Origin of the sequence: Pseudomonas parafulva (assembly GCF_000800255.1) — a bacterium.
GTDB classification, from domain to species: Bacteria; Pseudomonadota; Gammaproteobacteria; order Pseudomonadales; family Pseudomonadaceae; genus Aquipseudomonas; species Aquipseudomonas boreofloridensis.
This window is the reverse complement of record NZ_CP009747.1, coordinates 2,665,125-2,689,710: the sequence shown is the minus strand read 5'-3', so window position 1 is coordinate 2,689,710 and position 24,586 is coordinate 2,665,125. Positions and strand designations below refer to the sequence as shown.

General features: G+C 63.8%; 25 protein-coding genes and 1 pseudogene. 12 read left to right on the top strand and 14 right to left on the bottom strand.

Features of this window, described 5'->3' with window-relative positions:
• Nucleotides 1-3 precede the first annotated feature (3 nt).
• Complete coding sequence (locus NJ69_RS11435) at nt 4-1,350, top strand: TolC family outer membrane protein (RefSeq protein ID WP_039579125.1); 1,347 nt, start codon at nt 4-6, stop codon at nt 1,348-1,350.
• Between the two features lie 6 nt (nt 1,351-1,356).
• Here the strand turns inward: NJ69_RS11435 and NJ69_RS11430 are convergent, their stop codons facing one another.
• Nucleotides 1,357-1,839, bottom strand: coding sequence for a GreA/GreB family elongation factor (locus tag NJ69_RS11430; protein ID WP_039579123.1), 483 nt, complete (start codon nt 1,837-1,839; stop codon nt 1,357-1,359).
• A gap of 2 nt (nt 1,840-1,841) precedes the next feature.
• On the bottom strand, nt 1,842-2,231 hold the full coding sequence (locus NJ69_RS11425) for a hypothetical protein (RefSeq protein WP_039579121.1): 390 nt from the start codon (nt 2,229-2,231) through the stop codon (nt 1,842-1,844).
• 187 nt (nt 2,232-2,418) lie between these two features.
• Between NJ69_RS11425 and earP the strand changes: the two genes are divergently transcribed.
• Together earP and efp are read left to right on the top strand one after the other, a co-directional pair.
• Nucleotides 2,419-3,549 carry an elongation factor P maturation arginine rhamnosyltransferase EarP gene (earP, locus tag NJ69_RS11420; RefSeq protein ID WP_155290567.1) on the top strand — a complete coding sequence of 377 codons (1,131 nt, stop codon included), beginning with the start codon at nt 2,419-2,421 and terminating at the stop codon, nt 3,547-3,549.
• Nucleotides 3,550-3,597: 48 nt separating this feature from the next.
• Nucleotides 3,598-4,167 carry an elongation factor P gene (gene efp / locus NJ69_RS11415; RefSeq protein WP_029613941.1) on the top strand — a complete coding sequence of 190 codons (570 nt, stop codon included), beginning with the start codon at nt 3,598-3,600 and terminating at the stop codon, nt 4,165-4,167.
• 70 nt (nt 4,168-4,237) lie between these two features.
• Here the strand turns inward: efp and NJ69_RS11410 are convergent, their stop codons facing one another.
• The 3 genes from NJ69_RS11410 to NJ69_RS11400 all read right to left on the bottom strand — a co-directional run bounded on the left by NJ69_RS11410 (nt 4,238) and on the right by NJ69_RS11400 (nt 6,247).
• The gene (locus NJ69_RS11410) at nt 4,238-4,666 is read right to left on the bottom strand and encodes an organic hydroperoxide resistance protein (protein WP_039579116.1); all 429 of its coding nucleotides are present in this window, start codon (nt 4,664-4,666) and stop codon (nt 4,238-4,240) included.
• 114 nt (nt 4,667-4,780) lie between these two features.
• Nucleotides 4,781-5,236, bottom strand: coding sequence for a MarR family winged helix-turn-helix transcriptional regulator (locus NJ69_RS11405; protein WP_029613943.1), 456 nt, complete (start codon nt 5,234-5,236; stop codon nt 4,781-4,783).
• 57 nt (nt 5,237-5,293) lie between these two features.
• A complete protein-coding gene (locus NJ69_RS11400) occupies nt 5,294-6,247 on the bottom strand; it encodes a LysR family transcriptional regulator (protein WP_039583239.1) in 954 nt (317 codons plus the stop codon).
• Nucleotides 6,248-6,361: 114 nt separating this feature from the next.
• On the opposite strand from NJ69_RS11400, the gene NJ69_RS11395 reads away from it, so the two are divergent.
• Nucleotides 6,362-7,111: a sulfite exporter TauE/SafE family protein gene (locus NJ69_RS11395; RefSeq protein ID WP_039579114.1), complete on the top strand. Its 750-nt coding sequence runs from the start codon at nt 6,362-6,364 to the stop codon at nt 7,109-7,111.
• Here NJ69_RS11395 and NJ69_RS11390 read toward each other — a convergent pair.
• The 4 genes and pseudogenes from NJ69_RS11390 to NJ69_RS11375 form a co-directional block, all read right to left on the bottom strand.
• A complete protein-coding gene (locus NJ69_RS11390; RefSeq protein WP_039579112.1) occupies nt 7,108-7,785 on the bottom strand; it encodes a response regulator transcription factor in 678 nt (225 codons plus the stop codon). The two genes, NJ69_RS11395 and NJ69_RS11390, sit on opposite strands and share 4 nt — an antisense overlap.
• Before the next feature lie 7 nt (nt 7,786-7,792).
• Nucleotides 7,793-8,170, bottom strand: coding sequence for a hypothetical protein (locus NJ69_RS11385; protein WP_039579110.1), 378 nt, complete (start codon nt 8,168-8,170; stop codon nt 7,793-7,795).
• A 115-nt stretch (nt 8,171-8,285) separates the two neighbouring features.
• A pseudogene (locus NJ69_RS11380) lies at nt 8,286-8,584 on the bottom strand (YciI family protein).
• Between the two features lies 1 nt (nt 8,585).
• Nucleotides 8,586-9,182, bottom strand: coding sequence for a septation protein A (locus NJ69_RS11375; protein ID WP_039579108.1), 597 nt, complete (start codon nt 9,180-9,182; stop codon nt 8,586-8,588).
• Nucleotides 9,183-9,249: 67 nt separating this feature from the next.
• Between NJ69_RS11375 and NJ69_RS11370 the strand changes: the two genes are divergently transcribed.
• The 6 genes from NJ69_RS11370 (at nt 9,250) to NJ69_RS11345 (ending at nt 15,699) form a co-directional block, all read left to right on the top strand.
• Entirely contained in the window at nt 9,250-10,110 is an 861-nt protein-coding gene (locus tag NJ69_RS11370; protein WP_039579105.1) for a PHP domain-containing protein, read from the top strand.
• Between the two features lie 13 nt (nt 10,111-10,123).
• Nucleotides 10,124-10,753 carry an L-threonylcarbamoyladenylate synthase gene (locus NJ69_RS11365; RefSeq protein ID WP_037028294.1) on the top strand — a complete coding sequence of 210 codons (630 nt, stop codon included), beginning with the start codon at nt 10,124-10,126 and terminating at the stop codon, nt 10,751-10,753.
• Nucleotides 10,754-10,878: 125 nt separating this feature from the next.
• The gene (locus NJ69_RS11360) at nt 10,879-11,577 is read left to right on the top strand and encodes a segregation and condensation protein A (protein ID WP_162889593.1); all 699 of its coding nucleotides are present in this window, start codon (nt 10,879-10,881) and stop codon (nt 11,575-11,577) included.
• A 16-nt stretch (nt 11,578-11,593) separates the two neighbouring features.
• Nucleotides 11,594-12,358 carry an SMC-Scp complex subunit ScpB gene (gene scpB, locus NJ69_RS11355; protein ID WP_039579100.1) on the top strand — a complete coding sequence of 255 codons (765 nt, stop codon included), beginning with the start codon at nt 11,594-11,596 and terminating at the stop codon, nt 12,356-12,358.
• 168 nt (nt 12,359-12,526) lie between these two features.
• A complete protein-coding gene (gene rluB / locus NJ69_RS11350; protein ID WP_039579097.1) occupies nt 12,527-13,609 on the top strand; it encodes a 23S rRNA pseudouridine(2605) synthase RluB in 1,083 nt (360 codons plus the stop codon).
• A 650-nt stretch (nt 13,610-14,259) separates the two neighbouring features.
• Nucleotides 14,260-15,699 (top strand): amino acid permease, encoded by a 1,440-nt coding sequence (locus NJ69_RS11345; protein ID WP_039579095.1) that lies wholly within the window; start codon nt 14,260-14,262, stop codon nt 15,697-15,699.
• Between the two features lie 58 nt (nt 15,700-15,757).
• On the opposite strand, the gene NJ69_RS11340 is transcribed toward NJ69_RS11345, so the two are convergent.
• On the bottom strand, nt 15,758-16,642 hold the full coding sequence (locus tag NJ69_RS11340) for a LysR substrate-binding domain-containing protein (RefSeq protein ID WP_039579092.1): 885 nt from the start codon (nt 16,640-16,642) through the stop codon (nt 15,758-15,760).
• Between the two features lie 162 nt (nt 16,643-16,804).
• Here NJ69_RS11340 and ydiJ point away from each other — a divergent pair, with 162 nt between their 5' ends.
• A complete protein-coding gene (gene ydiJ / locus NJ69_RS11335) occupies nt 16,805-19,825 on the top strand; it encodes a D-2-hydroxyglutarate dehydrogenase YdiJ (RefSeq protein WP_039579089.1) in 3,021 nt (1,006 codons plus the stop codon).
• A gap of 23 nt (nt 19,826-19,848) precedes the next feature.
• Here ydiJ and NJ69_RS11330 read toward each other — a convergent pair whose 3' ends face one another.
• From NJ69_RS11330 to phhA, 4 genes are all read right to left on the bottom strand, one after another.
• Nucleotides 19,849-21,048 (bottom strand): MFS transporter, encoded by a 1,200-nt coding sequence (locus NJ69_RS11330; protein ID WP_029614285.1) that lies wholly within the window; start codon nt 21,046-21,048, stop codon nt 19,849-19,851.
• 95 nt (nt 21,049-21,143) lie between these two features.
• Nucleotides 21,144-21,272 carry a hypothetical protein gene (locus NJ69_RS23010; RefSeq protein ID WP_275898054.1) on the bottom strand — a complete coding sequence of 43 codons (129 nt, stop codon included), beginning with the start codon at nt 21,270-21,272 and terminating at the stop codon, nt 21,144-21,146.
• 282 nt (nt 21,273-21,554) lie between these two features.
• The gene (locus NJ69_RS11325) at nt 21,555-21,911 is read right to left on the bottom strand and encodes a 4a-hydroxytetrahydrobiopterin dehydratase (RefSeq protein ID WP_039579085.1); all 357 of its coding nucleotides are present in this window, start codon (nt 21,909-21,911) and stop codon (nt 21,555-21,557) included.
• 39 nt (nt 21,912-21,950) lie between these two features.
• A complete protein-coding gene (phhA, locus tag NJ69_RS11320) occupies nt 21,951-22,736 on the bottom strand; it encodes a phenylalanine 4-monooxygenase (RefSeq protein ID WP_039579083.1) in 786 nt (261 codons plus the stop codon).
• A 253-nt stretch (nt 22,737-22,989) separates the two neighbouring features.
• Between phhA and NJ69_RS11315 the strand changes: the two genes are divergently transcribed.
• Nucleotides 22,990-24,552: a sigma-54-dependent phenylalanine hydroxylase transcriptional regulator PhhR gene (locus NJ69_RS11315; protein ID WP_039579081.1), complete on the top strand. Its 1,563-nt coding sequence runs from the start codon at nt 22,990-22,992 to the stop codon at nt 24,550-24,552.
• Nucleotides 24,553-24,586: the final 34 nt, after the last annotated feature.

The window sequence follows — 24,586 nt, the reverse complement described above, 5'->3', positions numbered from 1 at the left end:
GTGATGAAGTCTTTTGCCACCGGCCTGCTGGCGGCCTGCACACTGTTGCCGGCCTTGGCCCAGGCCGCCATGGGGCCGTTCCAGGTCTACGAGCAGGCGCTGCGCCGAGACCCGACCTACCTGGCGGCCTTCAAGGCCCGCGAGGCGGGCCAGGAGTACCGTGCGATCGGTCGCGCGGGGCTGCTGCCGAACCTGTCCTACAGCTACAACAAAGGCCGCAACGATTCGAAGGCCAGCTACCTGGGTGACGCGCGGCGCACCAGCGAAGATCGGCGCTACGACAGCTACGGCTCGACCTTCATTCTGCAGCAGCCGCTGTTCGACTACGAAGCCTACGCCGCCTATCGCAAAGGCGTGGCCCAGGCCTTGTTCGCCGACGAGAGTTTCCGTGACCAGAGCCAGCAGTTGCTGGTGCGGGTCATGACCAGCTATACCCAGGCGCTGTATGCCCGTGATCAGATCGCCATCAGCGTGGCCAGCAAGCAGGCCTACCGCCAGCAGTTCCAGCAGAACCAGCGGTTGTACCAGGCAGGCGAGGGCACGCGCACCGACATCCTTGAGGCCCAGGCACGTTTCGAGCTGGCCGATGCCGAGGAAATCCAGGCCCGCAACGACGAAGACGCCGCCCTGCGCGAACTCGGTGCGTTGATCGGCGAACCGGCGGTGCACATCGACGACCTGGCGCCGCTGCGCAGCGGCTTCGCCTTGCCGGTGATGGCGCCCACGGGCTTCGAGGCCTGGCAGTCGCTGGCGTTGGAGGGCAACCCCGTGCTCGGCTCGCAGCGCCATGCGCTGGACGTGGCCCGCTACGAAGTCGAGCGCAACCGGGCCGGGCACCTGCCCAAGGTCAATGCCTTCGCCACCTCGCGGCGCCAGGAGTCGGACAGCGGCAACACCTACAACCAGCGTTATGACACCAACACGGTGGGTATCGAAATCAGCCTGCCGCTGTTCGCTGGCGGTGCCGTGAGTGCGTCCACCCGCCAAGCCAGCCGACACCTGGAGCAGGCCGAGTACGAACTCGATGGCAATACCCGCAGCACCCTGATCGAACTGCGTCGGCAATACAACGCCTGCGCCTCTGGCGCCAGCCGCTTGCGCGCCTACGAACGGGCCCTGCAGGCCGCCGAGGCGTTGGTGGCCTCGACGCGCAAGAGCGTGCAGGGCGGGGAGCGGGTCAACCTGGACGTGCTCAATGCCGAGCAGCAGTTGTCCACCACCCGACGCGATCTGGCCCGGGCGCGGTACGACTACCTGCTGGCGTGGATCAAGCTGCACTATCAGGCCGGCACGCTGAGCGAGGCGCAGTTGGCTCGGGTGGACGAGGCCTTCGTGGCCAGCGACGGGTAGGGCGGCTCAGTCGACCTCGACCACGCACTGCACCTGCGCGGTGCCGGCGAGCATCAGGGTGACTTCGTCGTCGAGTCGCTTGCCGAGCAGTTGCAGGCCCAACGGCGAGCGCGGGGTGATCACGGTGACCTGTGCATCGCCTTCGCCGATCTTCAGGCCTGCACCCTCAGGTCCGAGGAACAGGCACTGGCGAGTGCCCTGCTCATCTTCGAGGGTGACCCTATTGCTCACCTGGATACCTCGCACGGGGTCGTAGTCGCGCAGCAGCAGTTGCTGATAGCTCACCAGCGCCTGGCGAATCTCGGCCGTGCGCCGCGCTTGTCCGGTGGCGAGGTAGGAGGCTTCGAGGCCGAGCGTGTCGTACTTGTTCTCGGCGATGTTTTCTTCGGCCGTCGCGGTTTCGTAGGCCGTCTGGGCGGCGCGACGCAGCACCTCGCTGTCGTGCTCGAGGCGTTCGATGATGTGGGCGAGCAGGCAGGCCTTGTCCATGATCAGTTGCAGAACTCCATCACTTTGGCCTGGCTGTTGGCGGTGGGGGCGTTGCGGTTCTGCTGCAACCAGAACTGGCATTTGGGGTTGGCCAGATGGCGCGGATCGGCCTCGATGGCCTGGCGTGCCTGCTGCTCCTGCAGCACCTGCTGGTAACGCTCGAACATCGCCTGCTGAGCGTCTTGTTGCGCGGGCGCTGGTGGGGTTGGCCCTGGCGCAACGCGCGCCGGCGCCACGGCGTGTGCCAACGGCTCGACCTGCTCCGGCCAGAGCTGCCAGACCAGCCCTACGCTCAAGCCAACGGCCACCGCCCCAAGCCATAGGCCCAAGGCGATGCTCAGGACCAACTGCACAGGGCTAAGCGAGATCTTCACTGCGCGACGACGATTCATCGTGGCTTCCTGGAAAAGAGAATGACCCCTCGATTGTCGCACGACCCCGCATCTGCACCCACACTCGACACCAGAAAACCCGGTGAGGATTGCGCCCACAAGCAACGCTTTCCCCCTCGGCCCTTTGCCGCCAGAATACCCGGCCCCCAATCCGCCGCTATCGAGAATGACCATGCAGCACGCGCCCTTGCCGCCCACCTGGGACATCTTCTGCACGGTCATCGACAACTACGGTGATATTGGCGTGACCTGGCGCCTGGCCCGGCAACTGGCCAATGAGCACTCACTGCACGTGCGCCTGTGGGTCGACGATCTCACCGCCTTCACCCGCCTGTGCCCAAGCGCCGACCCGCAAGCCTCGCAGCAGTGGCAACAGGGGGTCGACGTGCGTCATTGGGCAAGCGACTGGCCCGCGTGCGCCACTGCCGAGGTGGTCATCGGCGCCTTCGGCTGCCGCCTCCCTGGCCCCTACCTCGATGCGCTGGCGGCACGTCCAACGCCCGCGTTATGGCTGAACCTGGAATACCTCAGCGCCGAAGACTGGGTCGAAGGCTGCCATGGCTTGCCTTCGCCACAGCCCAATGGTCTGCGCACCGTGTTTTTCTTCCCCGGCTTCACGGCCAAGACCGGTGGCCTGCTGCGAGAACGCGATCTCGTCCAGCGCTGCCTGGCCTGGCAGACCGACGACACCGCGCGGCAGGCATTCCTGGCCCGGTTGAACGTGCATCCAGCGCCCACGGCACGGCTGATCTCGCTGTTCGCCTACGAGAACCCGCAGTTGGCCAACTGGCTGGACGCGTTGATCGAAGATGTCCAGCCCACGCACTTGCTGGTGCCAGAGGGACGAATTCTCGCTGACCTCAATGCCTGGTTCGGCGAAGCCTTGGCCGTGGGGGATGTACGCCGTCGCGGTGGCTTGACCCTTCAGGTACTGCCGTTCGTCAGCCAGCAAGACTACGACCAGTTGCTCTGGTGCTGCGATTTCAACGCCGTGCGCGGTGAGGATTCCTTCGTGCGCGCCCAGTGGGCCGGCCAGCCGTGGCTGTGGCACATCTACATTCAGGATGAGAACGCCCACTGGGAAAAGCTCGAAGCCTTCTTGAAGATCTACCGCCAGGGCCTGTCGGACGAAGCGGCGCAGGCGCTGCTGGCGGTGTGGCGGGCGTGGAACATGGACCGCGACATGGCCCAGGCCTGGCGCGCGTTGCAGCCCCACTGGCCGACACTCCAGGCGCACGCCCGGCAGTGGCGCAGCGCACAGGCCGCTCGACCGGACCTTGCTACAGCGCTGGTACAGTTTTATCGAAATTGGCTATGATACGCGGCCTCGATTTTTATAAATCCATCCAGATTCGGATACTGCGTAATGAAAACTGGTAAAGAACTGAAACCCGGCACCGTCCTGCGGATCGACAACGACCCGTGGCTGGTCCAGAAAGCGGAATTCACCAAGTCGGGCCGTAACAGCGCGATCATGAAGACCAAGCTGAAGAACCTGCTGACCGGCTACAAGACCGAGACCGTCTACTTCGCCGACGACAAGCTGGACGACGTGATCCTGGATCGCAAAGAAGCGACCCTGTCGTTCATCAATGGTGACGAATACACCTTCATGGACACCACCGACTACACCATGTACGAGCTGAACGCCGAAGACATCGACGCCGTTCTGCCGTACATCGAAGAAGGCATGGAAGACATCTGCGAGGCCGTCTTCTTCGAAGGCCGTCTGGTGTCGGTCGAACTGCCGACCACCATCAGCCGTAAGGTCGTCTACACCGAGAACGCTGCCCGTGGCGACACCTCCGGCAAGGTCATGAAGCCTGCCAAGCTGGCCAACGGCACCGAGATCCAAGTCGCCGACTTCATCGAAATCGACGAGTGGATCGATATCGATACCCGCGACAACAGCTTCAAAGGCCGCACCAAGAAGTAAGACTTCTGGTGAGCCAATAAAAAACCCGGCGTTTGCCGGGTTTTTTGTGTCCGTCAGCAAGGCGGCTGATTCAGACCGTCACGTGCAGGCGCACATCCACGTTGCCACGGGTGGCGTTGGAATAAGGACAGACCTGATGGGCCTTCTCGACCAGTGCCTCGGCGTCCGCCTGGGGCAGGCCGGGGAGGGCGATGTGCAGGTCGATGTCCAGACCGAAACCACCGGGGATCTGACCGATACCGACCTTGGCGGTGATCGCCGTGTCAGCGGGCAATGCTTGCTTGGCCTGGCCGGCGACGAACTTAAGCGCACCGATGAAACAGGCCGAGTAACCCGCAGCGAACAACTGCTCGGGATTGCTGCCTTCCCCGCCTGCGCCGCCCAGCTCCTTGGGGGTGCTGAGCTTGACCTCGAGCTTGCCATCGCTGGAGCGGGATTGGCCGTCACGGCCGCCGGTGGAAGTCGCTTGTGCAATGTACAGCGCAGTGACCTTGTGCATCTTGAGCCTCGCTTGCGTGATGAGCGCCGGAGCGCGATGGGGTGTGGCGATAAATTTAGTACGCAATTATTTTGTGCGCAATATGATTTTCACGCCATTCGTCCGGTTGCTCGCTCATAGGCTCTTTTGCAGGCTCTCGCGCAATTCCAGTAATTCAGCCTGCAATTTCTGCAGGCGCTGCACTGTGCGCCCGGAGGCTTCCAGGATGCACTGCGGCACCTTGCGCGCTTCCTCGCGCAGGTTCCGTCCCTTGTCGGTCAGTTCCACCAGCACCACACGCTCATCTTCACGGCTGCGGGTGCGGTTGAGCAGCCCTTCGCTCTCCAGGCGCTTGAGCAAAGGGGTCAACGAACCGGGATCGGTCAGCAGGCGATGGCTGATTTCACCTACGGTGAGCCCGTCCTGCTCCCACAACACGAGCATGGCCAGGTACTGCGGGTAGGTCAGACCCAAGGCTTGCAGCAGAGGCTTGTAGACCTTGGTCATCAGCAACGAGGTGGAATGCAGGGCGAAACACACCTGATTGTTCAGCAGCAGCTCGTCGCACGGGGCGTTGGTGTCGGCGTTCATGCAAGTCCTTGAATGAGTTCGGTTAAGAATCTAGCACGCTGATCGTTAGTGCGCTCACTAACTGCGCAGTCCACTGCGCAGTGCCAGGTCCCAAGGCGGTACCGGGCTGAAGCGGCTCTTGAGGAATTCGAGCAGCAAGCGGCTGCGAGAGTTCGTTTCATGTTCGAGTCGCAACGCATAGATGCCGGTGGTTTCCGGTTCTGGCAGGCCGTTTTCGCAAAACAGCGGCTGCAATTCGCCGCGCAGCAGGTACTCGCTGACCAGCCAAGTGGGCAGATGCGCGATGCCAAGGCCGGCCAGGGCGCCGAACAGCAGGGTCTCGGCATTGTTCGCGGTCATGCGCAGGCGGGCAGGGCGATACAGCCGCTGTTGGCCATTCACGGTGAAGCGCCAGGCAAAAGGGGGGGCCAGGCCGTCCCAGTCCAGGCCATCGTGCTGCGGCAGGTCACTGGGGCAGCCGGGTACGCCGCGGCTGGCCAAATAGGCAGGACTGGCGCAGGCGATGCGCACCATCTTGGCCAGAGGGGTCGCCACCAAACGGGTGTCGGCCAGCGTGCCGGCGCGCAGGACCAGGTCGACTTCGCCCAGGTGCCCACCGTGCATGTCGACGAAGCTGTCGATCAAGCGCAGTTGCACGTCCAGGCCGGGATAGGCCACCAGAAAGTCGGCAATGGCCGGCGCCAGGTGACGACGGCCGAAGGCGGCGGGCGCGTCCATGCGGATCAGTCCTTCGGGCGCGCTGCTCAACGACACCGCCTCGGCCCGCGCCAGGCGCAGTTCCTCGATGATGCGTCGGGCACGTTCGGCGAACGCGTTGCCCGCCGGGGTCGGGCGCACGGCGTGGGTACTGCGCACGAACAGGCGGCTGCCCAGGGCGTTTTCCAGCGCGTCGATGCGCCGGGCAACGGCCGAGGGGGTCAGCGGATGGCGTCGCGCGGCGGCGGAGAAACTGCCGGTGTGCAACACGTCGAGGAACAGGCTCAGCTGTTCGGTGAGGATATCGGGGCTCATGACAGGACCTTGCTTGTGCGTGATGCGCATAGCCATTGTGCGCTGCTGTGCGTTTCCCTGCCAGGCACGACTGCGTAGCATGCGGGCATCGAGAACGTGGCGCATGAGGGACTGATGATCGAGTGGTTGATGTATGTGCTGTTGGGAACGGTGCTGGGCACCGTTGGCGGGTTGTTCGGCATCGGCGGCGGCCTGATCGCCATTCCCGCCCTGGGTGTGCTATTCGGCCTCGATCAACAATTGGCTCAAGGGACCGCGTTGGTCATGGTGGTGCCGAACGTGCTGCTGGCGCTGTGGCGCTACCATCAGCGTAACCGTATCGAGCTGCGACACGCCGTGCCCTTGGCGCTGTGCAGCTTTGTGTTCGCCTGGCTGGGCTCGATCTGGGCGGTGGGGCTCGATGCGCACGCGATGCGTCTGGGCTTCGTGGCGTTTCTGGTGGCTTTGGCCGTGTGGAACGTGGCGCGCATGTTCATGAAGGTGGCGCCACCGAGCAGCCAGTTACGTTATCCGTGGCCGTGGCTCGGTGTGCTGGGCTGTTTTGCCGGCAGCATGGGCGGGCTGTTCGGGGTCGGCGGGGCCGTGGTGGCTACGCCCGTGCTGACCAGTGTGTTCGGTGCCTCGCAGGTGGTGGCCCAGGGCTTGTCGCTGGCACTGGCGGCGCCCAGTACCCTGGTGACCTTGGTCACCTACGGTGTGCATGGCAGCGTCGACTGGCGCATGGGCGCTGGCTTGGCCATCGGCGGGCTGCTGAGCATCAGCTGGGGCGTGCGGCTGGCCCATGCGCTGCCTGAGAAGATGCTGCGCACGCTGTTCTGCGTGTTCTTGATCCTGTGCGCGGTGATGCTGGGGCTGGAGCTCTAGAGGCTGTAGTAATAACCCCGGCTGCGCAGGGCAACGATGCGCGGCCGGCCATCGGCGTGGGGGCCGATTTTCTTGCGCAGGTTGCTGACGTGCATGTCCAGGCTGCGGTCGTACAGCGTGAGTTTGCGGCCCAGGGCGAGCTGCGCCAGGGCCTGCTTGTCCAGCGGCTCGCCGGGCTGGCGCAGCAGGGCTTCGAGGATACGGCTCTCCGACAAGGTCAGGCTCATCTCGCGCTGATCGATGCTGACCACGCCGCGCACCGGGCTGAAGATCAGGTCACCGATCTCGACCTGGGTACTGGGCGCAGCCGGATGACTACGGCGCAGTACCGCACGCAGGCGGGCGGTGAGCTCGCGTGGATCACACGGCTTGGCCAGGTAATCGTCGGCGCCCAGCTCCAGGCCGAGAATGCGATCCAGCGGTTCGCCACGGGCCGAGAGCATCAACACGGGGAGTTCGGCGTGCTCGCTGCGCAGTTGCTTGAGCAACTCCAAGCCGCTGCCGTCGGGCAGCATCACATCCAGCACCACGGCCGCCGGCGCCTGGGCGGCCAAGGCCTGGCGCGCACTTTCGCCATCGTGGCAGGCGCGGACCGCAAAACCTTCCTGAGTCAGCCAACTGCCGAGCAGCTCGCACAACTCCTGGTCATCATCAATCAGTAACAGCTCGCTCATGACTCACTCAATTCAACCATTGCCGACGTCTTCTGTGTCCGCCGCTGGCTAAGATACCGCACACAGCCGATAACAGTGCAACGCCCGAGCCGATCACGAACCACTGTTGCTGTTCGGTGAGCAGGTGCAGCGGGCCGCTGGCCTGCTGTTTCTGCACGGCTGCCTGCAAACGCTGGTTCTCCTCACGCAGGCGTTCGAGCTGGGTGCTGTCGATTCCTTGGAGTTGTCGGCTCAGCACAGCGCGCTGCTGCTCGCTGGCTTGCAGGCGCTGCTGCAGTTCGCTGACACGTGCATCGGTATCCGTCGAGTGCGGTTGCTCGGCGAGCGCGAGGGGGGAGGACGACAGCAGGCAGCACAGCAGCAGGAACAACGGACATTGGCGCATCGGAACTCCTGATTCTCTGATTCGATTCAGGAGGTTGTCGGCAGGTGGCCGCGATAGATGAATGTTCAGCAAAAGGCCTGTGCGTCGCAGAGCGTGCGTACAGGCCTGGTGCCGGTCAGGGCAGGACTTGCTTGAACGGCTTGACCACCACCTGCGCGTAGACGCCGGCCGCCACGTAAGGGTCGGCATTCGCCCAGGCCTGGGCTGCGGTCAGCGAGTCGAACTCGGCAACGATCAGGCTGCCGCTGAAGCCTGCCGCCCGGGATCGTTGCTGTCGACGGCCGGGTGCGGGCCGGCCAGCACCACGCGGCCTTCGGCCTTGAGCTGCTGCAGACGCTCGATGTGCGCGGGGCGTGCGGCCAGGCGCCGTTCCAGGGAGTTTTCGACGTCGCTGGCGATGATGGCGTAGAGCATGTCAGTCCTTGGGTTTGGAAGGGGAGGTGTCGGCGTCGTGCAAATGGCGCGACAGGTAAACGCCCTGGGCGATGAGGAAGACCACGGTCATGCCGAGGCTGCCGAAGACTTTGAAGTCGACCCAGAAGTCCTGGAAGGTGAAGGCGACGAACAGGTTGGCCGCACCGCAGACCAGGAAGAATGCGATCCAGGCCAGGTTCAGGCGGGTCCAGATTACGTCCGGCAGGGTCACGGCGTGGCCCATGATGCGCTTGATCAGGACCCGATCGCCGATGAAATGGCTACCGGCGAAGGCCAGGGCGAACAGCCAGTTGACCACCGGTGCCTTCCATTTGAGGAAGGTTTCGCTGTGGAAGGCCAGGGTCAGGCCGCCGAACACCAAGCAGGCGACCAGGGTCAGCAATTGGCTCTTTTCCAGCCGGCGCTGGCGCAGGAAGACGGCGCCATAGACCACCACGGAGCTGACGATGAGCATCGCCGTGGCGCTGTAGATACCGCCGAACTCGAAGGTGTGGCCGGCGAATTCCAGCGGTCGCGGGTCCATCTTGTAGACGATGAAGAACAGCAGCAGCGGGATGAAATCGATGAATTGTTTCACAGTGGCAGCCAGAAGCGGGATGTGACGGCATAATAACAAACATCGATTCCGGCGAAAGCGCTCCTCCATGAATGTTGATCTGCACTGTCACAGCACGGCCTCCGACGGCGCCTTGTCGCCCACGGCACTGGTCGCGCGCGCCCATGAACACGGGGTGCGCACGCTGGCGTTGACCGATCACGATACCCTCGAAGGCTTGCCGGAGGCGCGTGCTGCCTGCCTGGAGCGGGGCCTGCAGTGGGTCAGCGGTGTCGAACTGTCATGCACCTGGGGTGGGGCCACCATTCATGTGCTGGGTTACGATTTTGCGCTCGATGCGCCGCCTCTGCTCGAGGCCATCGAACAACTGCATCGCGGTCGCTGGATGCGCGCCGAGGACATCGCCCGACGCCTGGCGGCCAAGGGTATGCCCGATGCCCTCGACGGGGCCCGGGCGGTGCAACAGGCGTTGGGCGACAGCCAGAATGCGCCGGCACGCCCCCATTTTGCCGAATTCCTGGTCCGTGCCGGCTACGTCAAGGACCGCGGCGAGGCGTTTCGCAAGTGGTTGGGCGCCGGCAAACTGGGCGACGTCAAGTTGCACTGGCCGACGCTCGAGGAAACTGTCGCGACCCTTCGTCAGTCAAACGCTTGGGTCAGCTTGGCCCACCCGATGCACTACGAGCTCACCCGCAGCAAGCGCAGGCGCCTGATCGCCGACTATATTCAAGCGGGAGGGCAGGCACTGGAAGTGGTCAATGGGATGATGCCGCCCGAACAGGTGGGCACGATGTCCATTCTGACCCGTGAGTTCGGCCTGCTGGCAAGCGCCGGCAGTGATTTCCACGGCCCCGGCACCTGGGGCGAGATCGGTGCCTACCGGCCCCTGCCCGAGGACCTGCCACCTCTGTGGCGCCGATTCCACCATGAACAGCCTATGGCGGTATGAACAGGACGACGAAGTGAGCCAATTCTTCCAGATTCACCCGGAGAATCCGCAGTCGCGGCTGATTCGTCAGGCCGTGGAGATCATTCGCAAAGGCGGGGTGGTGGTCTATCCGACCGACTCGGCTTATGCCCTGGGTTGTCAGATTGGCGACAAGGCGGCGATCGAGCGCGTGCGGCGTCTGCGAGGCTTGGACAAGACCCACAACTTCACGCTGATGTGCTGCGACATGTCGCAGTTGGGGCTGTATGCCAAGGTCGACACCGGCACCTTCCGCCTGCTCAAGGCCCATGTGCCCGGCCCCTACACGTTCATTCTCAACGGCACCCGCGAGGTGCCGCGTTTGCTACTGCATGAAAAACGCCGCACCATCGGTCTGCGTGTGCCGAACCATGCGATTACCCTGGCGCTGCTGGCCGAGCTTGGCGAGCCCCTGATGAGCGTCAGCCTGATCCTGCCGGGCGACGACGAACCGATGACCGATCCCTACGAAATCCGTGAGCGCCTGGAGCACCACGTCGACCTGGTGATCGACGGTGGATTCGGCGATCTCAAGGCGTCCACCATCATCGATCTGTCCGGCGACGCGCCGCAGCTGATCCGCGAAGGGTGTGGCGACCCGTCGCCTTTCCTGGTCGACGCGTGAGCCAGGTCGACGCCCCCGAGGCCCTGACGCAAGAACCTGAAACGCCGCAGCAATTGCAGTTGGCGCTGGTCTATGGCGAAGCCCTGACCGAGCTGCCCATCGACCTGTATATTCCGCCGGATGCGCTGGAGGTGTTTCTCGAAGCCTTCGAAGGCCCGCTGGACCTGCTGCTGTACCTGATCCGCAAGCAGAACATCGACATCCTCGACATCCCGGTGGCCGAGATCACCCGGCAGTACATGGGCTACGTCGAGTTGATGAAGTCCGTACGCCTGGAACTGGCGGCGGAGTACCTGGTGATGGCCGCCATGCTCGCCGAGATCAAGTCGCGCATGCTGCTGCCGCGCTCCAGCGAAGTCGAGGAAGAAGAGGGCGATCCGCGCGCCGAGCTGATCCGTCGCCTGCAGGAGTACGAGCGCTTCAAGGCTGCCGCCGAGGACATCGATGGCTTGCCGCGCATTGGCCGCGAGGTGCTGGTGCCGCAATTGGAGGCGCCCCAGGCCAAGGTGCGCAAGCTGCTGCCGGAGGTGGCGCTGGAGGAGATCCTGCTGTCCATGGCCGAGGTCATGCGCCGCAACGACCTGTTCGAAAGCCACCAGATCACCCGCGAGACGCTCTCTACCCGCGAGCGCATGAGTCAGGTGCTGGAGCGCTTGAAGGGCGGTGGCTTCGTACCCTTCGTCGAGCTGTTCGAGGCCGAGGAAGGCAAGCTTGGGGTGGTGGTCACCTTCATGGCGATTCTCGAGCTGGTGAAGGAATCGCTGATCGAACTGGTGCAGAATGAGCCGTTCACCCCGATCCATGTCCGAGTCCGCGCCGAGTAACGGTCAAACTACCCCGATGAACCTCAATGAACCCCGCGACCTGGCGTCGCTGATCGAAGCTTTTCTGTTGGCCAGCGGCAAGCCGCAGTCGCTTGAGCGCCTCTACGAGCTGTTCGAGGAGGCCGAGCGGCCGGCGCCGGCCGTGTTCAAGAAGGCGCTGGCAGCCTTGGAGAAATCCTGCGCCGGCCGCGCCTTCGAGCTCAAGGAAGTGGCCAGCGGCTATCGTCTGCAGATCCGCGAAACCTACGCGCCGTGGGTCGGCCGGCTGTGGGAAGAGCGCCCGCAGCGTTACTCCCGCGCGCTGCTGGAGACCCTGGCGCTGATCGCCTACCGTCAACCCATCACCCGCGGGGAGATCGAGGACGTGCGCGGCGTGGCGGTCAACAGCAATATCGTCAAGACGCTGATGGAGCGCGAGTGGATCCGCATCGTCGGCTATCGCGAAGTGCCGGGCCGTCCGGCGATGTTCGCCACCACCAAGGCGTTTCTCGATCACTTCAATCTGCGTAGCTTGGACGAGCTGCCGCCGCTGGCCGAACTGCGGGAAATGGAGCCGCAGGTGCTGGCTGACGACCCGGACGAGGCCCCGGTGCCTGCGCACCTGCAAGCGCTGGCCGACGCCAGCCTCGCCGATGAGGCCCAGGAGAGTGAGCCGAAGGAGCAGACCAGCTTCCGCAGCTTGTTGGTGGAGCTCGACGCGATGGAGGAGGGGCTCAAGACCGATTTCGATGATTTGCGCCAGGCCGATGATGCGGTCGAGGCGCCGGAGGACAAGGTCTGAGGGCCTGGCACGGGCTGCGCCCATGATCAGGTCGACGCGTTGCATACCGTTGGGAAAAAAACACCTGCGCCCCGATGCATCGCTTGCGTCAACCACGTACAATGCGCGCCCCCTTGGCGCATCCGTCGCCGAATCGCTTTCATACACCGTACACCGGGAGGTGCCCAGATGAGCGACAAAGACCTGCAAGAAACCCAACCCACCCCGCCGTCCGGCGAAAAGCTGCAAAAGGTGCTGGCGCGCATTGGCGTGGGTTCGCGCCGTGACGTCGAAGCCTGGATCAGCCAGGGCCGCATCAAGGTAAACGGCGTCGCTGCCACGCTTGGCCAGCGCGTCGACCTGCACGATGCCATCGCCGTCGATGGCAAGCTGATCAAGCGCGAGGAAGCCGCCGAGGCGACCCGCCGCGTCATCATGTACAACAAGCCCGACGGCGAGATCTGCACCCGTGACGACCCCGAAGGTCGTCCCACCGTGTTCGATCGCCTGCCGCGTCCCAAGGAAGGCCGTTGGATCAACATCGGTCGCCTGGACATCAACACCACCGGCCTGCTGCTGTTCACCACCGATGGCGAGTTGGCCAACCGCCTCATGCACCCCTCCTACGAGATGGACCGCGAATACGCGGTGCGCGTGCGGGGCGAGGTCGATGACGAGATGATCGACCGCCTCAAGGCCGGTGTGATGCTCGAAGACGGCCCGGCCAAGTTCACCGACATCCAGAAGGCGCCCGGTGGCGAAGGTTTCAACCACTGGTATCACTGCGTGGTGATGGAAGGTCGCAACCGTGAAGTGCGCCGGTTGTGGGAATCCCAGGGCATGGTGGTCAGCCGCCTCAAGCGTGTGCGCTTCGGCCCGGTATTCCTCAACTCCGACCTGCCGATGGGCCGCTGGCGTGAAATGAGCCAGGGCGAGATCGATATCCTGGCAGCCGAAGTCGGGCTGCAGCCGGTGGCGCTGCCGACCCTCAACCTCAAGGCCAAGGATAAGCTCGAGCGTCTGCAGCGCAAGTCCACCCGACCGCTGGGCCGTGGCGAGCGCGTGCGCAACCTGCGTCCTGCCCAGGAGGCGGGCGAGCGCCAGCCGCGCGAGGCGGCTGAGCGTCCGGCACGTCCAGTACGCGAAGAGGCCCCGCGCAAGGGCAATCGCGGCAGTGCCGTCGCCGAGCGTCCAAGCGAGATGCGTAAGCGTGCGACCAAGCCCGGCGCTGACAAGCCGGCCGGCCGTGGACGTGGCAAGCCACGCGGCTGATCGGTTTGCGCCGTGCATGAGCCAGCCCTCGGGCTGGCTTTTTTGCACCTGCGCAAAGAGCTGGAAGGCTATTACAAGTCCTTGAGCAAAAAGTCTTTTTCCAGCCTGTGGAAGATCTGGTTTCCACCTTGTAAAGAAAAGTGTACGAACGCTTCGCACAGGCCTTGAAGCAAACGCCGCAACGGCGCCACCTGTAAAGCCAGCGTTCCGTATCGGGGTGCGTTGGCACGTTTCTGTCTGCATCACGGGCCTTGTCTGACGCGTGCGTTCTCCCCGATAGTCCAGCCAGCCCAGTGCACCGCGCAGCCACGATGCCGCGCTCGACAACAATAAATGGAGGCGCCATGTACGCCGATCATCCCGCCCCAGTCGGCCTCTCCCTCAGGACCGCTGCGTTTTGCCCCGAGCAAACCACGCAACGCGTTGATGCCTGCGCGCTCGCAGGGGTATACAATGCGCCGCGTTTTACCTGTGACCCCCTCGCGTACCACGCATTCTCGCCGACACCCGGCTGATCTGCCCCAGGCCCAGCGCCCGGCGCGGCGCCAGGGTCCGAGAACCCAAGGTAACCACCTTGCTTCATTCCGCTGTGCCACGAGCGCTGCGGGTCCGATTCCGTCACAGATAAAAACAAGCAGGTGACTTCGTTCATGAGTGGACAACATTCGCAGCCGTCAGGCGAACTCAAGCGCGGCCTGAAGAACCGCCACATCCAGTTGATCGCCCTGGGCGGTGCCATCGGCACCGGGTTGTTCCTGGGCTCGGCCGGGGTGATGAAATCCGCCGGCCCGTCGATGATTCTCGGTTATGCCATCTGCGGCTTCATCGCCTTCATGATCATGCGCCAACTCGGCGAGATGATCGTCGAGGAGCCGGTGGCAGGCTCATTCAGCCATTTCGCCCACAAGTACTGGGGCGGTTTCGCCGGCTTTCTGTCGGGCTGGAACTGCTGGGTGCTGTATATCCTGGTGGGTATGTCGGAACTGTCGGCGGTCGGCAAGTATGTCCACTACTGGTGGCCGGAGATCCCCACCTGGGTCACGGCGGCGGGTTTCTTCGTGCTGATCAACGCCATCAACCTGATGAACGTCAAGGTGTTCGGCGAGGCTGAGTTCTGGTTCGCGATCATCAAGGTGGTGGCCATCGTCGGCATGATCGCTTTGGGCGCCTACCTGCTCACCAGCGGCAGCGGCGGTCCGGAGGCTTCGGTGAGCAACCTGTGGAGCCATGGCGGTTTCTTCCCCAATGGCGTCAGCGGATTGGTGATGGCATTGGCGATCATCATGTTCTCCTTCGGCGGCCTGGAAATGCTCGGTTTCACCGCTGCCGAAGCCGACAAGCCGAAGACGGTGATTCCCAAGGCGATCAACCAGGTCATCTACCGCATCCTGATCTTCTACATCGGCGCGCTGGTGATCCTGCTGTCGCTGACGCCGTGGAACAGCCTGGTGGCGAGCATCGACGCGTCCGGCGGCAGTTATGGCAGCAGTCCGTTCGTGCAGGTGTTCTCCCTGCTGGGCAGCGACGTGGCGGCGCACCTGCTCAACTTCGTGGTGCTCACTGCCGCATTGTCGGTCTACAACAGTGGCACCTACTGCAATGCGCGCATGCTCTACGGCATGGCCGAGCAGGGCGACGCGCCGGCGGGCCTGGCGAAAATCGACCGTCGTGGCGTTCCCGTCCGGGCGATCCTGGCTTCGGCGGCCTTTACCCTGATTGCCGTGCTGCTCAACTATTTCATGCCGCAACAGGCCCTGGAGTTGCTGATGTCGCTGGTCGTGGCGGCGCTGGTGATCAACTGGGCGATGATCAGCTACTCGCACCTCAAGTTCCGTCAGCACCTGGATCGCACGGGTCAGAAACCGCTGTTCAAGGCGCTGTGGTATCCGTATGGCAACTACCTGTGTCTGGCTTTCGTGGTGCTGATCCTGGGCATCATGCTGCAGATTCCGGGGATCCAGATTTCGGTCTACGCGATTCCGGTGTGGTTGCTGGTGATGTACGTGTTCCATGTGATCAAGACCAAGCGCATGGCGCAGGCGGGCGAGGCGACGCGCAGCGTGGCCGAGTGCCGAGTGAAGCGCGGTTGATGCCATCAAACCCGGTGCCAGGTAACGGGTACCGGGTTTTTTGTTGTCTGGACGAAAGCTAGATCTGCTCCAGCAACCATCCGCGAAAGGCCCGCAACGACGGCAGCCCTTCATTGCGGGGTGGATAGATCAGGTAGTAGCTGCGCTGGCTGGCGAACGCCCCTGCGGGGCTGAACAGCTCGCCTTTGGCCAATTCCTCGGCCACCAGGATCCTGGGCACCAGGCCGATGCCGATGCCCGCACGGACCGCCTGGATCAAGTGCGAGGTCAGCTCGAAGCTCGGCCCCAGGCGCATCGAGCGGTGCGCCAGTCCATGATGGGAGAACCATTCGCCCCAGGCGTGCGGATTGTTGGCGACGTTGAGCAGCAGCTCTTCGCTGATCCGCCGCGGCGTCCAGCCATCGGCCGCAAGTGCCGCTTGCGGCGGCAGGATCACCACCAACTCTTCGGCATGCAGCCGATGACAGATCAAGCCAGGCAGGTCGTGGCTGGCCACGCCGATGGCGGCATCGATTTCGCTGGTGTCGAAGTCGATGGCTTCGATACGTGAATGAATATGCACCAGCATGCCCGGATGCGCCTGATAGAACGCGTGCAAGCGCGGCAGCAGCCATTTCGAGCCGAAAGTCGGCAAGGTCGCCAGGCGCAAGGTGCCGACCCCGGATTGGTAGGCCAGGGCCTGCAGGGTGGCGCTGCGAATTCGACCCAGGGCTTCGCTCAATTCGCGCTGGTACAAGCGGCCCACATCGGTCAATTGCACCTGGCGCCCCTCGCGGCGGAACAGTGTCAGCCCCAGTTGCTGCTCCAGCGCCTGGACCTGGCGGCTGACCGCACTCTGGGTGAGCGACAGCTCCACGGCAGCGCGGGTGTAGCTTTCATGGCGCGCAGCCGCCTCGAAGGCCAGCAGCAGCGACATCGAGGGCGTCAAGTGGCGGTAATTCATTCATGAAACTCATCGATAGCGGCAGGATTATCCGTTTGCCCTCGAGCGGAAACTACAGGAACATGGGCGCATCCGTCATCTGACCTGTCGGCATTCATGCGTGCTGCGCAGGTGTCAGTAACGTCCACACCGTGATCAGACCTATCAAGAGGCCATCCTTCGATGATCGCCCAGTTGCCTGTCCGTGCGCCTGCCGCCGGTTACCCCGAATTCCTCGACGCTCTGCGTGCCAGCGGTTTCCGCGGCCAGATCAGCGCCGACTACGGCACCCGCACGGTGCTGGCCACCGACAACTCGATCTACCAGCGCTTGCCCCAGGCGGCGGTGTTCCCGCTGGACGCCGACGATGTGGTGCGGGTCGCCACGCTGATGGACGAGCCGCGCTTCACCCAGATCAAGCTGACCCCGCGCGGCGGCGGCACCGGCACCAACGGCCAGTCGCTGACCGATGGCATCGTCGTCGACCTGTCGCGGCACATGAATGCCATTCTCGAGATCGACGTCGAACAGCGCTGGGTGCGGGTGCAGGCCGGTGTGGTCAAGGACCAGCTCAATGCCGCGCTCAAGCCTCACGGGTTGTTCTTCGCCCCTGAGCTGTCCACCTCAAACCGCGCCACCCTTGGCGGCATGATCAACACCGATGCCAGCGGCCAGGGCAGTTGCACCTACGGCAAGACCCGCGACCACGTACTCGAATTGCACAGCGTGCTGCTCGGTGGCCAGCGCCTGCACAGCCTGCCGCTGGACGACGCAGCCCTGGACCAGGCCTGCGCCGCACCCGGACGGGTGGGCGAGGTGTATCGCACGGCGCGCGACATCCAGCAGAGCCAGGCCGAATTGATCGAGGCGACCTTTCCCAAGCTCAACCGCTGCCTGACCGGCTACGACCTGGCGCACCTGCGCGACACGCAAGGCCGCTTCAACCTCAACAGCGTACTGTGCGGCGCCGAGGGCTCATTGGGCTATGTGGTCGAGGCCAAGCTCAATGTGCTGCCGATTCCCAAGTATGCGGTGCTGGTCAACGTGCGCTATGCCAGCTTCATGGACGCGCTGCGCGATGCCAATGCGCTGATGGCGCTCAAGCCGCTGTCGATCGAGACGGTCGACTCCAAGGTGCTGATGCTGGCGATGCAGGACATCGTCTGGCACAGCGTGGCCGAATACTTCCCCGCCGATACGCAGCGTCCGACCCTGGGCATCAACCTGGTCGAGTTCTGCGGCGATGAGCCGGAGGCGGTCAATGCGCGGGTGGCGGCGTTCGTCGAGCACCTGCGCAGCGATACCAGCGTCGAGCGCCTGGGCCATACCTTGGCCGAGGGCGCCGAAGCGGTGACGCGGGTGTACGCCATGCGCAAGCGGTCGGTGGGGCTGCTGGGCAACGTCGAGGGCGAGGTGCGGCCGCAGCCCTTCGTGGAGGACACCGCCGTGCCGCCGGAGCGCCTGGCCGACTACATCGCCGAGTTCCGCGCGCTGCTCGACGGCCACGGCCTGGCCTACGGCATGTTCGGTCATGTCGATGCCGGCGTGCTGCATGTACGGCCGGCGCTGGACATGAAGGACCCGGCCCAGGCCGCGCTGGTCAAGCCGATCTCCGATGCGGTGGCGGCGCTGACCAAACGCTACGGTGGCCTGCTCTGGGGCGAGCATGGCAAAGGCCTGCGTTCGGAGTACGTACCCGAATATTTCGGCGAACTGTACCCGGCCCTGCAGCGCCTCAAAGGTGCCTTCGACCCGCGCAATCAACTCAACCCTGGCAAGATCTGCACCCCGTTGCACAGCGCCGAGGGCCTGACGGCGGTCGATGGCGTGACCCTGCGCGGCGACCTCGACCGTCACATCGACGAGCGCGTCTGGCAGAGTTTTGCCAGTGCGGTGCACTGCAATGGCAACGGCGCCTGCTACAACTACGACCCCAACGACGCCATGTGCCCGTCGTGGAAAGCCACCCGCGAGCGCCGCCACTCGCCCAAGGGCCGCGCCTCGCTGATCCGCGAGTGGCTGCGCCTGCAGGGCGAGGCCGATATCGACGTACTGGCCTCGGCGCAGCGCAAGGCACCGTGGTTCAAGAGCCTGCCCAAGCGCTTGGCCAACCGGCGCGCGCAGCGCCAGGGGCAGGCCGACTTCTCCCACGAAGTCTACGACGCCATGGCCGGTTGCCTGGCGTGCAAGTCCTGCGCCGGGCAGTGCCCGATCAAAGTCAACGTGCCGGACTTCCGTTCGCGTTTCCTCGAGCTCTATCACGGGCGCTACCAGCGTCCGTTGCGTGATTACCTGATCGGCTCGCTGGAATTCACCATTCCTTATCTGGCCCGCGCGCCGGGCCTGTACAACGCCGTGATGGGGGCGAAGTGGGTGAGCCGTCTGCTGGCCGATCAGGTGGGCATGGTCGACAGCCCGCTGATCAGCCGCTTCAACCTGCAGGCCACGCTGACCCGCTGCCGGGTGAAGATGGCCAGCGTGCCCACCCTGCGCGAACTGACGCCGATGCAGCGCGAGCGTAGCCTGGTGCTGGTGCAGGATGCCTTCACCCGCTATTTCGAAACGCCGCTGTTGGCCGTGCTCATCGAACTGGCGACCCGCCTTGGCTATCAGGTGTTTCTCGCCCCCTACAGTGCCAATGGCAAGCCGCTGCACGTACAAGGTTTCCTCGGTGCGTTCGCCAAGGCGGCGATTCGCAATGGTCGTCAACTCAAGGCCCTGGCCGACTGCGGGATACCCTTGGTCGGGCTGGATCCGGCGATGACCTTGGTTTATCGCCAGGAATACCAGAAGGTCGATGGGCTCGAAGGCTGCCCCAAGGTGCTGCTGCCGCAGGAGTGGTTGGCCGATGAACTGCCCCGTCAGGCTGCAGGGCAGGGCGGCAGCTACCGTCTGCTGGCCCATTGCACGGAGAAGACCAACGCGCCGGCCAGCACGCGTCAGTGGGAACAGGTGTTCGAGCGGTTGGGGCTCAAGCTGGTGACCGAAGCCACCGGTTGCTGCGGCATGTCCGGCACCTACGGCCATGAAGCGCGCAACCAGCAGACGTCGAAGGCCATCTTCGAGCAGTCCTGGGCGGGCAAGCTGGACAAGGCAGGCGAGGCCTTGGCGACGGGTTATTCATGCCGTAGCCAGGTCAAGCGCATGACCGACAAGCCGTTGCGACATCCGTTGGAGGTCGTGCTGCAACATCTGCTGCGCTGATCCTGATTGGTCACCCCGCGCCTTCACAGGCGCGGCTGCCCGCGATCGTATCGGCGCGTCTGCCGGTACAGATACACACTCAACACCAGCCCGCACACCGCAGCCCCAGCGGCGAACAGGAAGATCGAGCGGAATCCGAACCCTGCGGCCACCGCGCCCACCAGGGGCCCGGTGATCCCCAGCGACAGGTCGATGAACAACGAGTACGCCCCCACCGCCGCGCCGCGGTTGGCGGCTGACACCTGATTGACCGCCTCTACGCCCAGTGCCGGGAAGACCAGGGAGAAACCGAATCCGCTCAAGGCCGCGCCGAGCAGCGCAAGCTCCGCGCTCGGTGCCAGCCACAGCATCAACAGCCCGAGGGTTTCCACCGACAGGCAGGCGATGGCCACGCGAAAGCCGCCCAGGCGGTTGATCAGGTTGCCGAACAGCAGGCGCGCGCAGATGAAGCTGGCGCCGAACACGCTCAGCGTCAGCGCGGCGCTCGGCCAGCCGCGACTGGCGTAGTAGAGGGTGATGAAGGTCGCGATGGTGCCGAAGCCGATCGAGCCCAGGGCCAGTCCCGCGCCGTGGGGAAACACCTTGCCCAGCACTTGCAGGAATGGCAGGCGCTTGCCGGCCACGATCGGCGCCGCCGGCTTCGACCACGCCAGGGCCAGACCGATCAGGCCGAGCGCAATGATGCTGGCGCCCATGCTCCACAGCCCCAGGCGGTTGACCATCAGCACCCCGAGCGGAGCGCCGATGGCCAGGGCGCCATAACTGGCGATGCCGTTCCAGGAAATGACCTTGGCCGTGTGTTCGGCGCCCACGCGGCCAATGCCCCAGCCTATCGAACCCGAGCCCACCAGGCTTTCCGCGCTGCCTAGGACCAGGCGTCCCACCAGCAGGCAGGCCAGGCTCACCCACGGCAGGTGGCCGAGGAAGCTGCACGCGAGCATGAACACGCCGCTCAGGCCGCAGCCGGCCAAGCCCCACATCACCGCCTTCTTGCTGCCCAGATTGTCGATGATGCGGCTGGCGGTGGGGCGGCTGAGCAGGGTGGCCAGGTATTGCACGCTGATCACCAGGCCGGCCAGTACGGCGCTCAAGCCCAGGTCGTTATGCACGTAGCCGGGTAGCACGGCCAGCGGGATGCCGATGTTCAGGTAGCCGATGAAGGTGAACAGGACGATGGAGACGATTTGCAGCGTGATCGCCAGGCGGCGCGGTGATTCGGGCATTGGGGGATTCGCGGGAGAGGGTCTGGACAGTGTGAAAGCGCGCTGACGGGGCGAGCCCGCAGGTCAGCCGTTTTCACACGGTCGGGGGTGCGCGATTAGTCCTGATCGGCGCTGGAGGGGTCGTCACCTTCGTGCCCAGCAGGTGCCGGCTCGGCGGCATGGGCGGTAACGGTCTGCTCTTCGGGGTTCAGGCTTGGGAAGGGAAGATTCGGGATTTCGTGCATCTCGTCGTTCCTCGCAAGTGTGAGTGAAAAGGCTGCGCCAGGCGCATTCTGAAGCGTTTGCAACGCCGAGGCAGAATACAGGAGTCTGGATGACAGTTTGAAAAAAATCCCGCGTGCATTTCGGATTTGTGGGCGGATAGCGGACGGTCAACGCGCTGGGCGAGCGCGAGAAACCTTGAGCAGTGGGAGGTGGCAGCGATCATGGGTGCTGCTCGCGCCAGCCGCTGCGGCACCTGGCGCACGGGGGAGTCGCAGCGGCAAACCGCTGCGAATGTGCAGCGCTTACTTACGCCCTTCAGCCGTTTGCGCCACCTGGTCGGTACGCGCGCACATGATGAAGTCGTTGCGGTGCAGGCCCTTGATGGAGTGGCTCCACCAGGTGACGGTGACCTTGCCCCATTCGGTCAGCAGGCCTGGGTGATGCCCTTCGGCTTCGGCGATTTCACCGACCGCGTTGGTGAAGGCCAGCGCATGCTTGAAGTTCTTGAACAGGAACACCCGCTCCAGTTCCATGTGACCGTCGCGCACTTCCACGCTCCAGTCGGGTATTTCGCGGATGAGCTCGGCCAGCTCTTCGTCGCTGACCTTCGGTGCATCGGCACGGCACGCTTCACAGTGGGCTTGGTTCAAGGCATTCATCGAGGGTTTCCACTATCAGTTTGTTGTCGACAAGGTGGCTCAGGCCGCCTTGGGTGGGAATTTCGGCGCATGCAAGCCCAACTGCGTGGCTCGCTGGACCATGCCCATGATGTCTTCGTGGGCCAGGTCGAACAGGCGCTTCATGTTCGGCAGCACGAAATACACCGGCTGCAGAATGTCGATGCGATATGGCGTGCGCATGGCTTCGATGGCGTCGAAGGCCTGGTGCTCGGGCTCGTTGGAAAGGCTATACAGGGTTTCCTTGGGCGAGGAGAGAATACCGCCACCGTAGATCTTACGGCCGTGGGCAGTCTCCATCAGGCCGAACTCGATGGTCATCCAGTACAGTCGCGCCAGGTACACGCGCTGCTCCTTGGTCGCGGCCAGGCCGAGCTTGCCGTAGGTATGGGTGAACTCGGCGAACCAGGGATTGGTGAGCAAGGGGCAGTGACCGAAGATCTCGTGGAAGATGTCCGGTTCCTGCAGGTAGTCGAGCTCTTCGGCACTGCGAATGAAGGTGGCGACAGGGAAGCGCTTGCTGGCCAGCAATTCGAAGAACGTCTGGAAGGGGATCAGCGCCGGGACCCGGGCGACTTGCCAGCCAGTGGTAGCGGCCAGCACCTTGTTGATTTCACCCAGTTGCGGGATGCGGTCGTGGGGCAGGGCGAGCTGCTCGATGCCGTCCAGGTATTCCTGGCAAGCGCGGCCCTCGATCACCTTCAATTGACGGGTGATCAAGGTGTTCCACACCGCATGCTCATGCTGCGGGTAGTCGATAAAACCTTGCGCGTCGGGCTCACGGGCCACGTACTGCGTTTGTTTCATGTCGCTCTCCTGCTGAGGGCTTTGTTGTTATGACCGCGATGGCATTAGAAATAGCCCTTGGTTTGGGCGATTGCATCCGGTGATCAGGTCAGGCGAGCAGTGTCTGCAAAGGATTTCTGTAAGGTAAATTTTACAAAGAGCCTGTAATTGACCGAATATTCGCCTCTTTGAGGCCTTAAGGCTGATTGATTTGTCAGCTTATCTTTACGAATTTCTGCGCTGAATATGAAAAAGACGGCGTGACGGAGCTTCCATGCGCATCAAAGTCCATTGTCAAAACCGCATCGGCATCCTGCGCGACATTCTCAATCTTCTGGTGGAGTACGGCATCAACGTGCTGCGCGGGGAGGTCGGCGGCGATCAGGGCAATGCGATCTATCTGCACTGCCCCAACCTCATCAATCTGCAATTTCAAGCCCTGCGTCCCAAGTTCGAGGCCATCGCCGGCGTGTTTGGAGTCAAGCGCGTCGGCTTGATGCCCAGCGAGCGCCGACATATGGAACTCAACGCCCTGCTCGGTGCGTTGGAATTTCCCGTGCTGTCGGTGGACATGGGCGGCAGCATCGTCGCGGCCAACCGCGCGGCGGCGCAGTCGCTGGGCGTGCGCGTCGACGAAGTGCCTGGGCTACCGCTGGCGCGCTACGTCGAGGATTTCGACCTGCCGGAACTGGTGCGGGCCAATCAGTCGCGCATCAACGGCCTGCGGGTCAAGGTCAAAGGCGATGTATTCCTGGCCGACATCGCCCCGCTGCAGTCCGAGCACGACGACAGCGAAGCGCTCGCCGGCGCCGTGCTCACGCTGCACCGCGCCGACCGCATCGGCGAGCGCATCTACAACGTACGTAAACAGGAGTTGCGTGGTTTCGACAGCATCTTCCAGAGCTCTCGGGTAATGGCCGCAGTGGTGCGTGAGGCGCGGCGCATGGCGCCGTTGGATGCGCCGTTGCTGATCGAGGGCGAGACCGGCACCGGCAAGGAACTGCTGGCCCGCGCCTGTCACCTGGCCAGTCCGCGAGGCCAGGCGCCGCTGATGGCGCTCAACTGCGCCGGGTTACCGGAATCGATGGCAGAGACCGAGCTGTTCGGTTACGGTCCTGGCGCCTTCGAAGGCGCCCGCGCCGAAGGCAAGCTCGGCCTGTTGGAACTGACGGCAGGCGGTACGCTGTTTCTCGATGGCGTGGCCGAGATGAGCCCGCGCCTGCAGGTCAAGTTGCTGCGCTTCCTGCAGGACGGTTGTTTTCGTCGTGTCGGCAGCGACGAGGAGGTGCATCTGGACGTGCGGGTGATCTGCGCGACCCAGGTGGACCTGTCGGAGTTGTGCGCACGCGGCGAATTTCGTCAGGATCTGTATCACCGCCTCAATGTGCTGTCATTGCATATTCCGCCACTGCGTGAATGCATGGATGGTCTCGAAGGATTGGTTCGTCATTTCCTCGACCAGGCCAGTCGACAGATTGGCTGCGCCTTACCGACATTGGCACCGGCGGCATTCAACAAGTTGAGTCTTTATCAATGGCCGGGCAATGTGCGGCAACTGGAGAACGTGGTGTTCCAAGCGGTCTCGTTATGCGAGGGCGGGGTGGTGAAAGTTGAACATATTCGCCTGCCGGATTACGGCGCGCGTCAACCGCTGGGTAACTTTTCGTTGGAAGGGGAACTGTCGGATATTATCGGTCGCTTTGAAAAAGCGGTGCTTGAAAGTTTGAAGGCAGACTTTCCAAGTAGTCGAGCGCTGGGGAAACGATTGGGCGTCTCGCATACGACGATTGCCAACAAGTTACGCGATTATTCCCTGGGCAAGATGACCGATCGATAGTGGGGCCGTGGGGTGTCCGTCGGGGCGGCGAAAG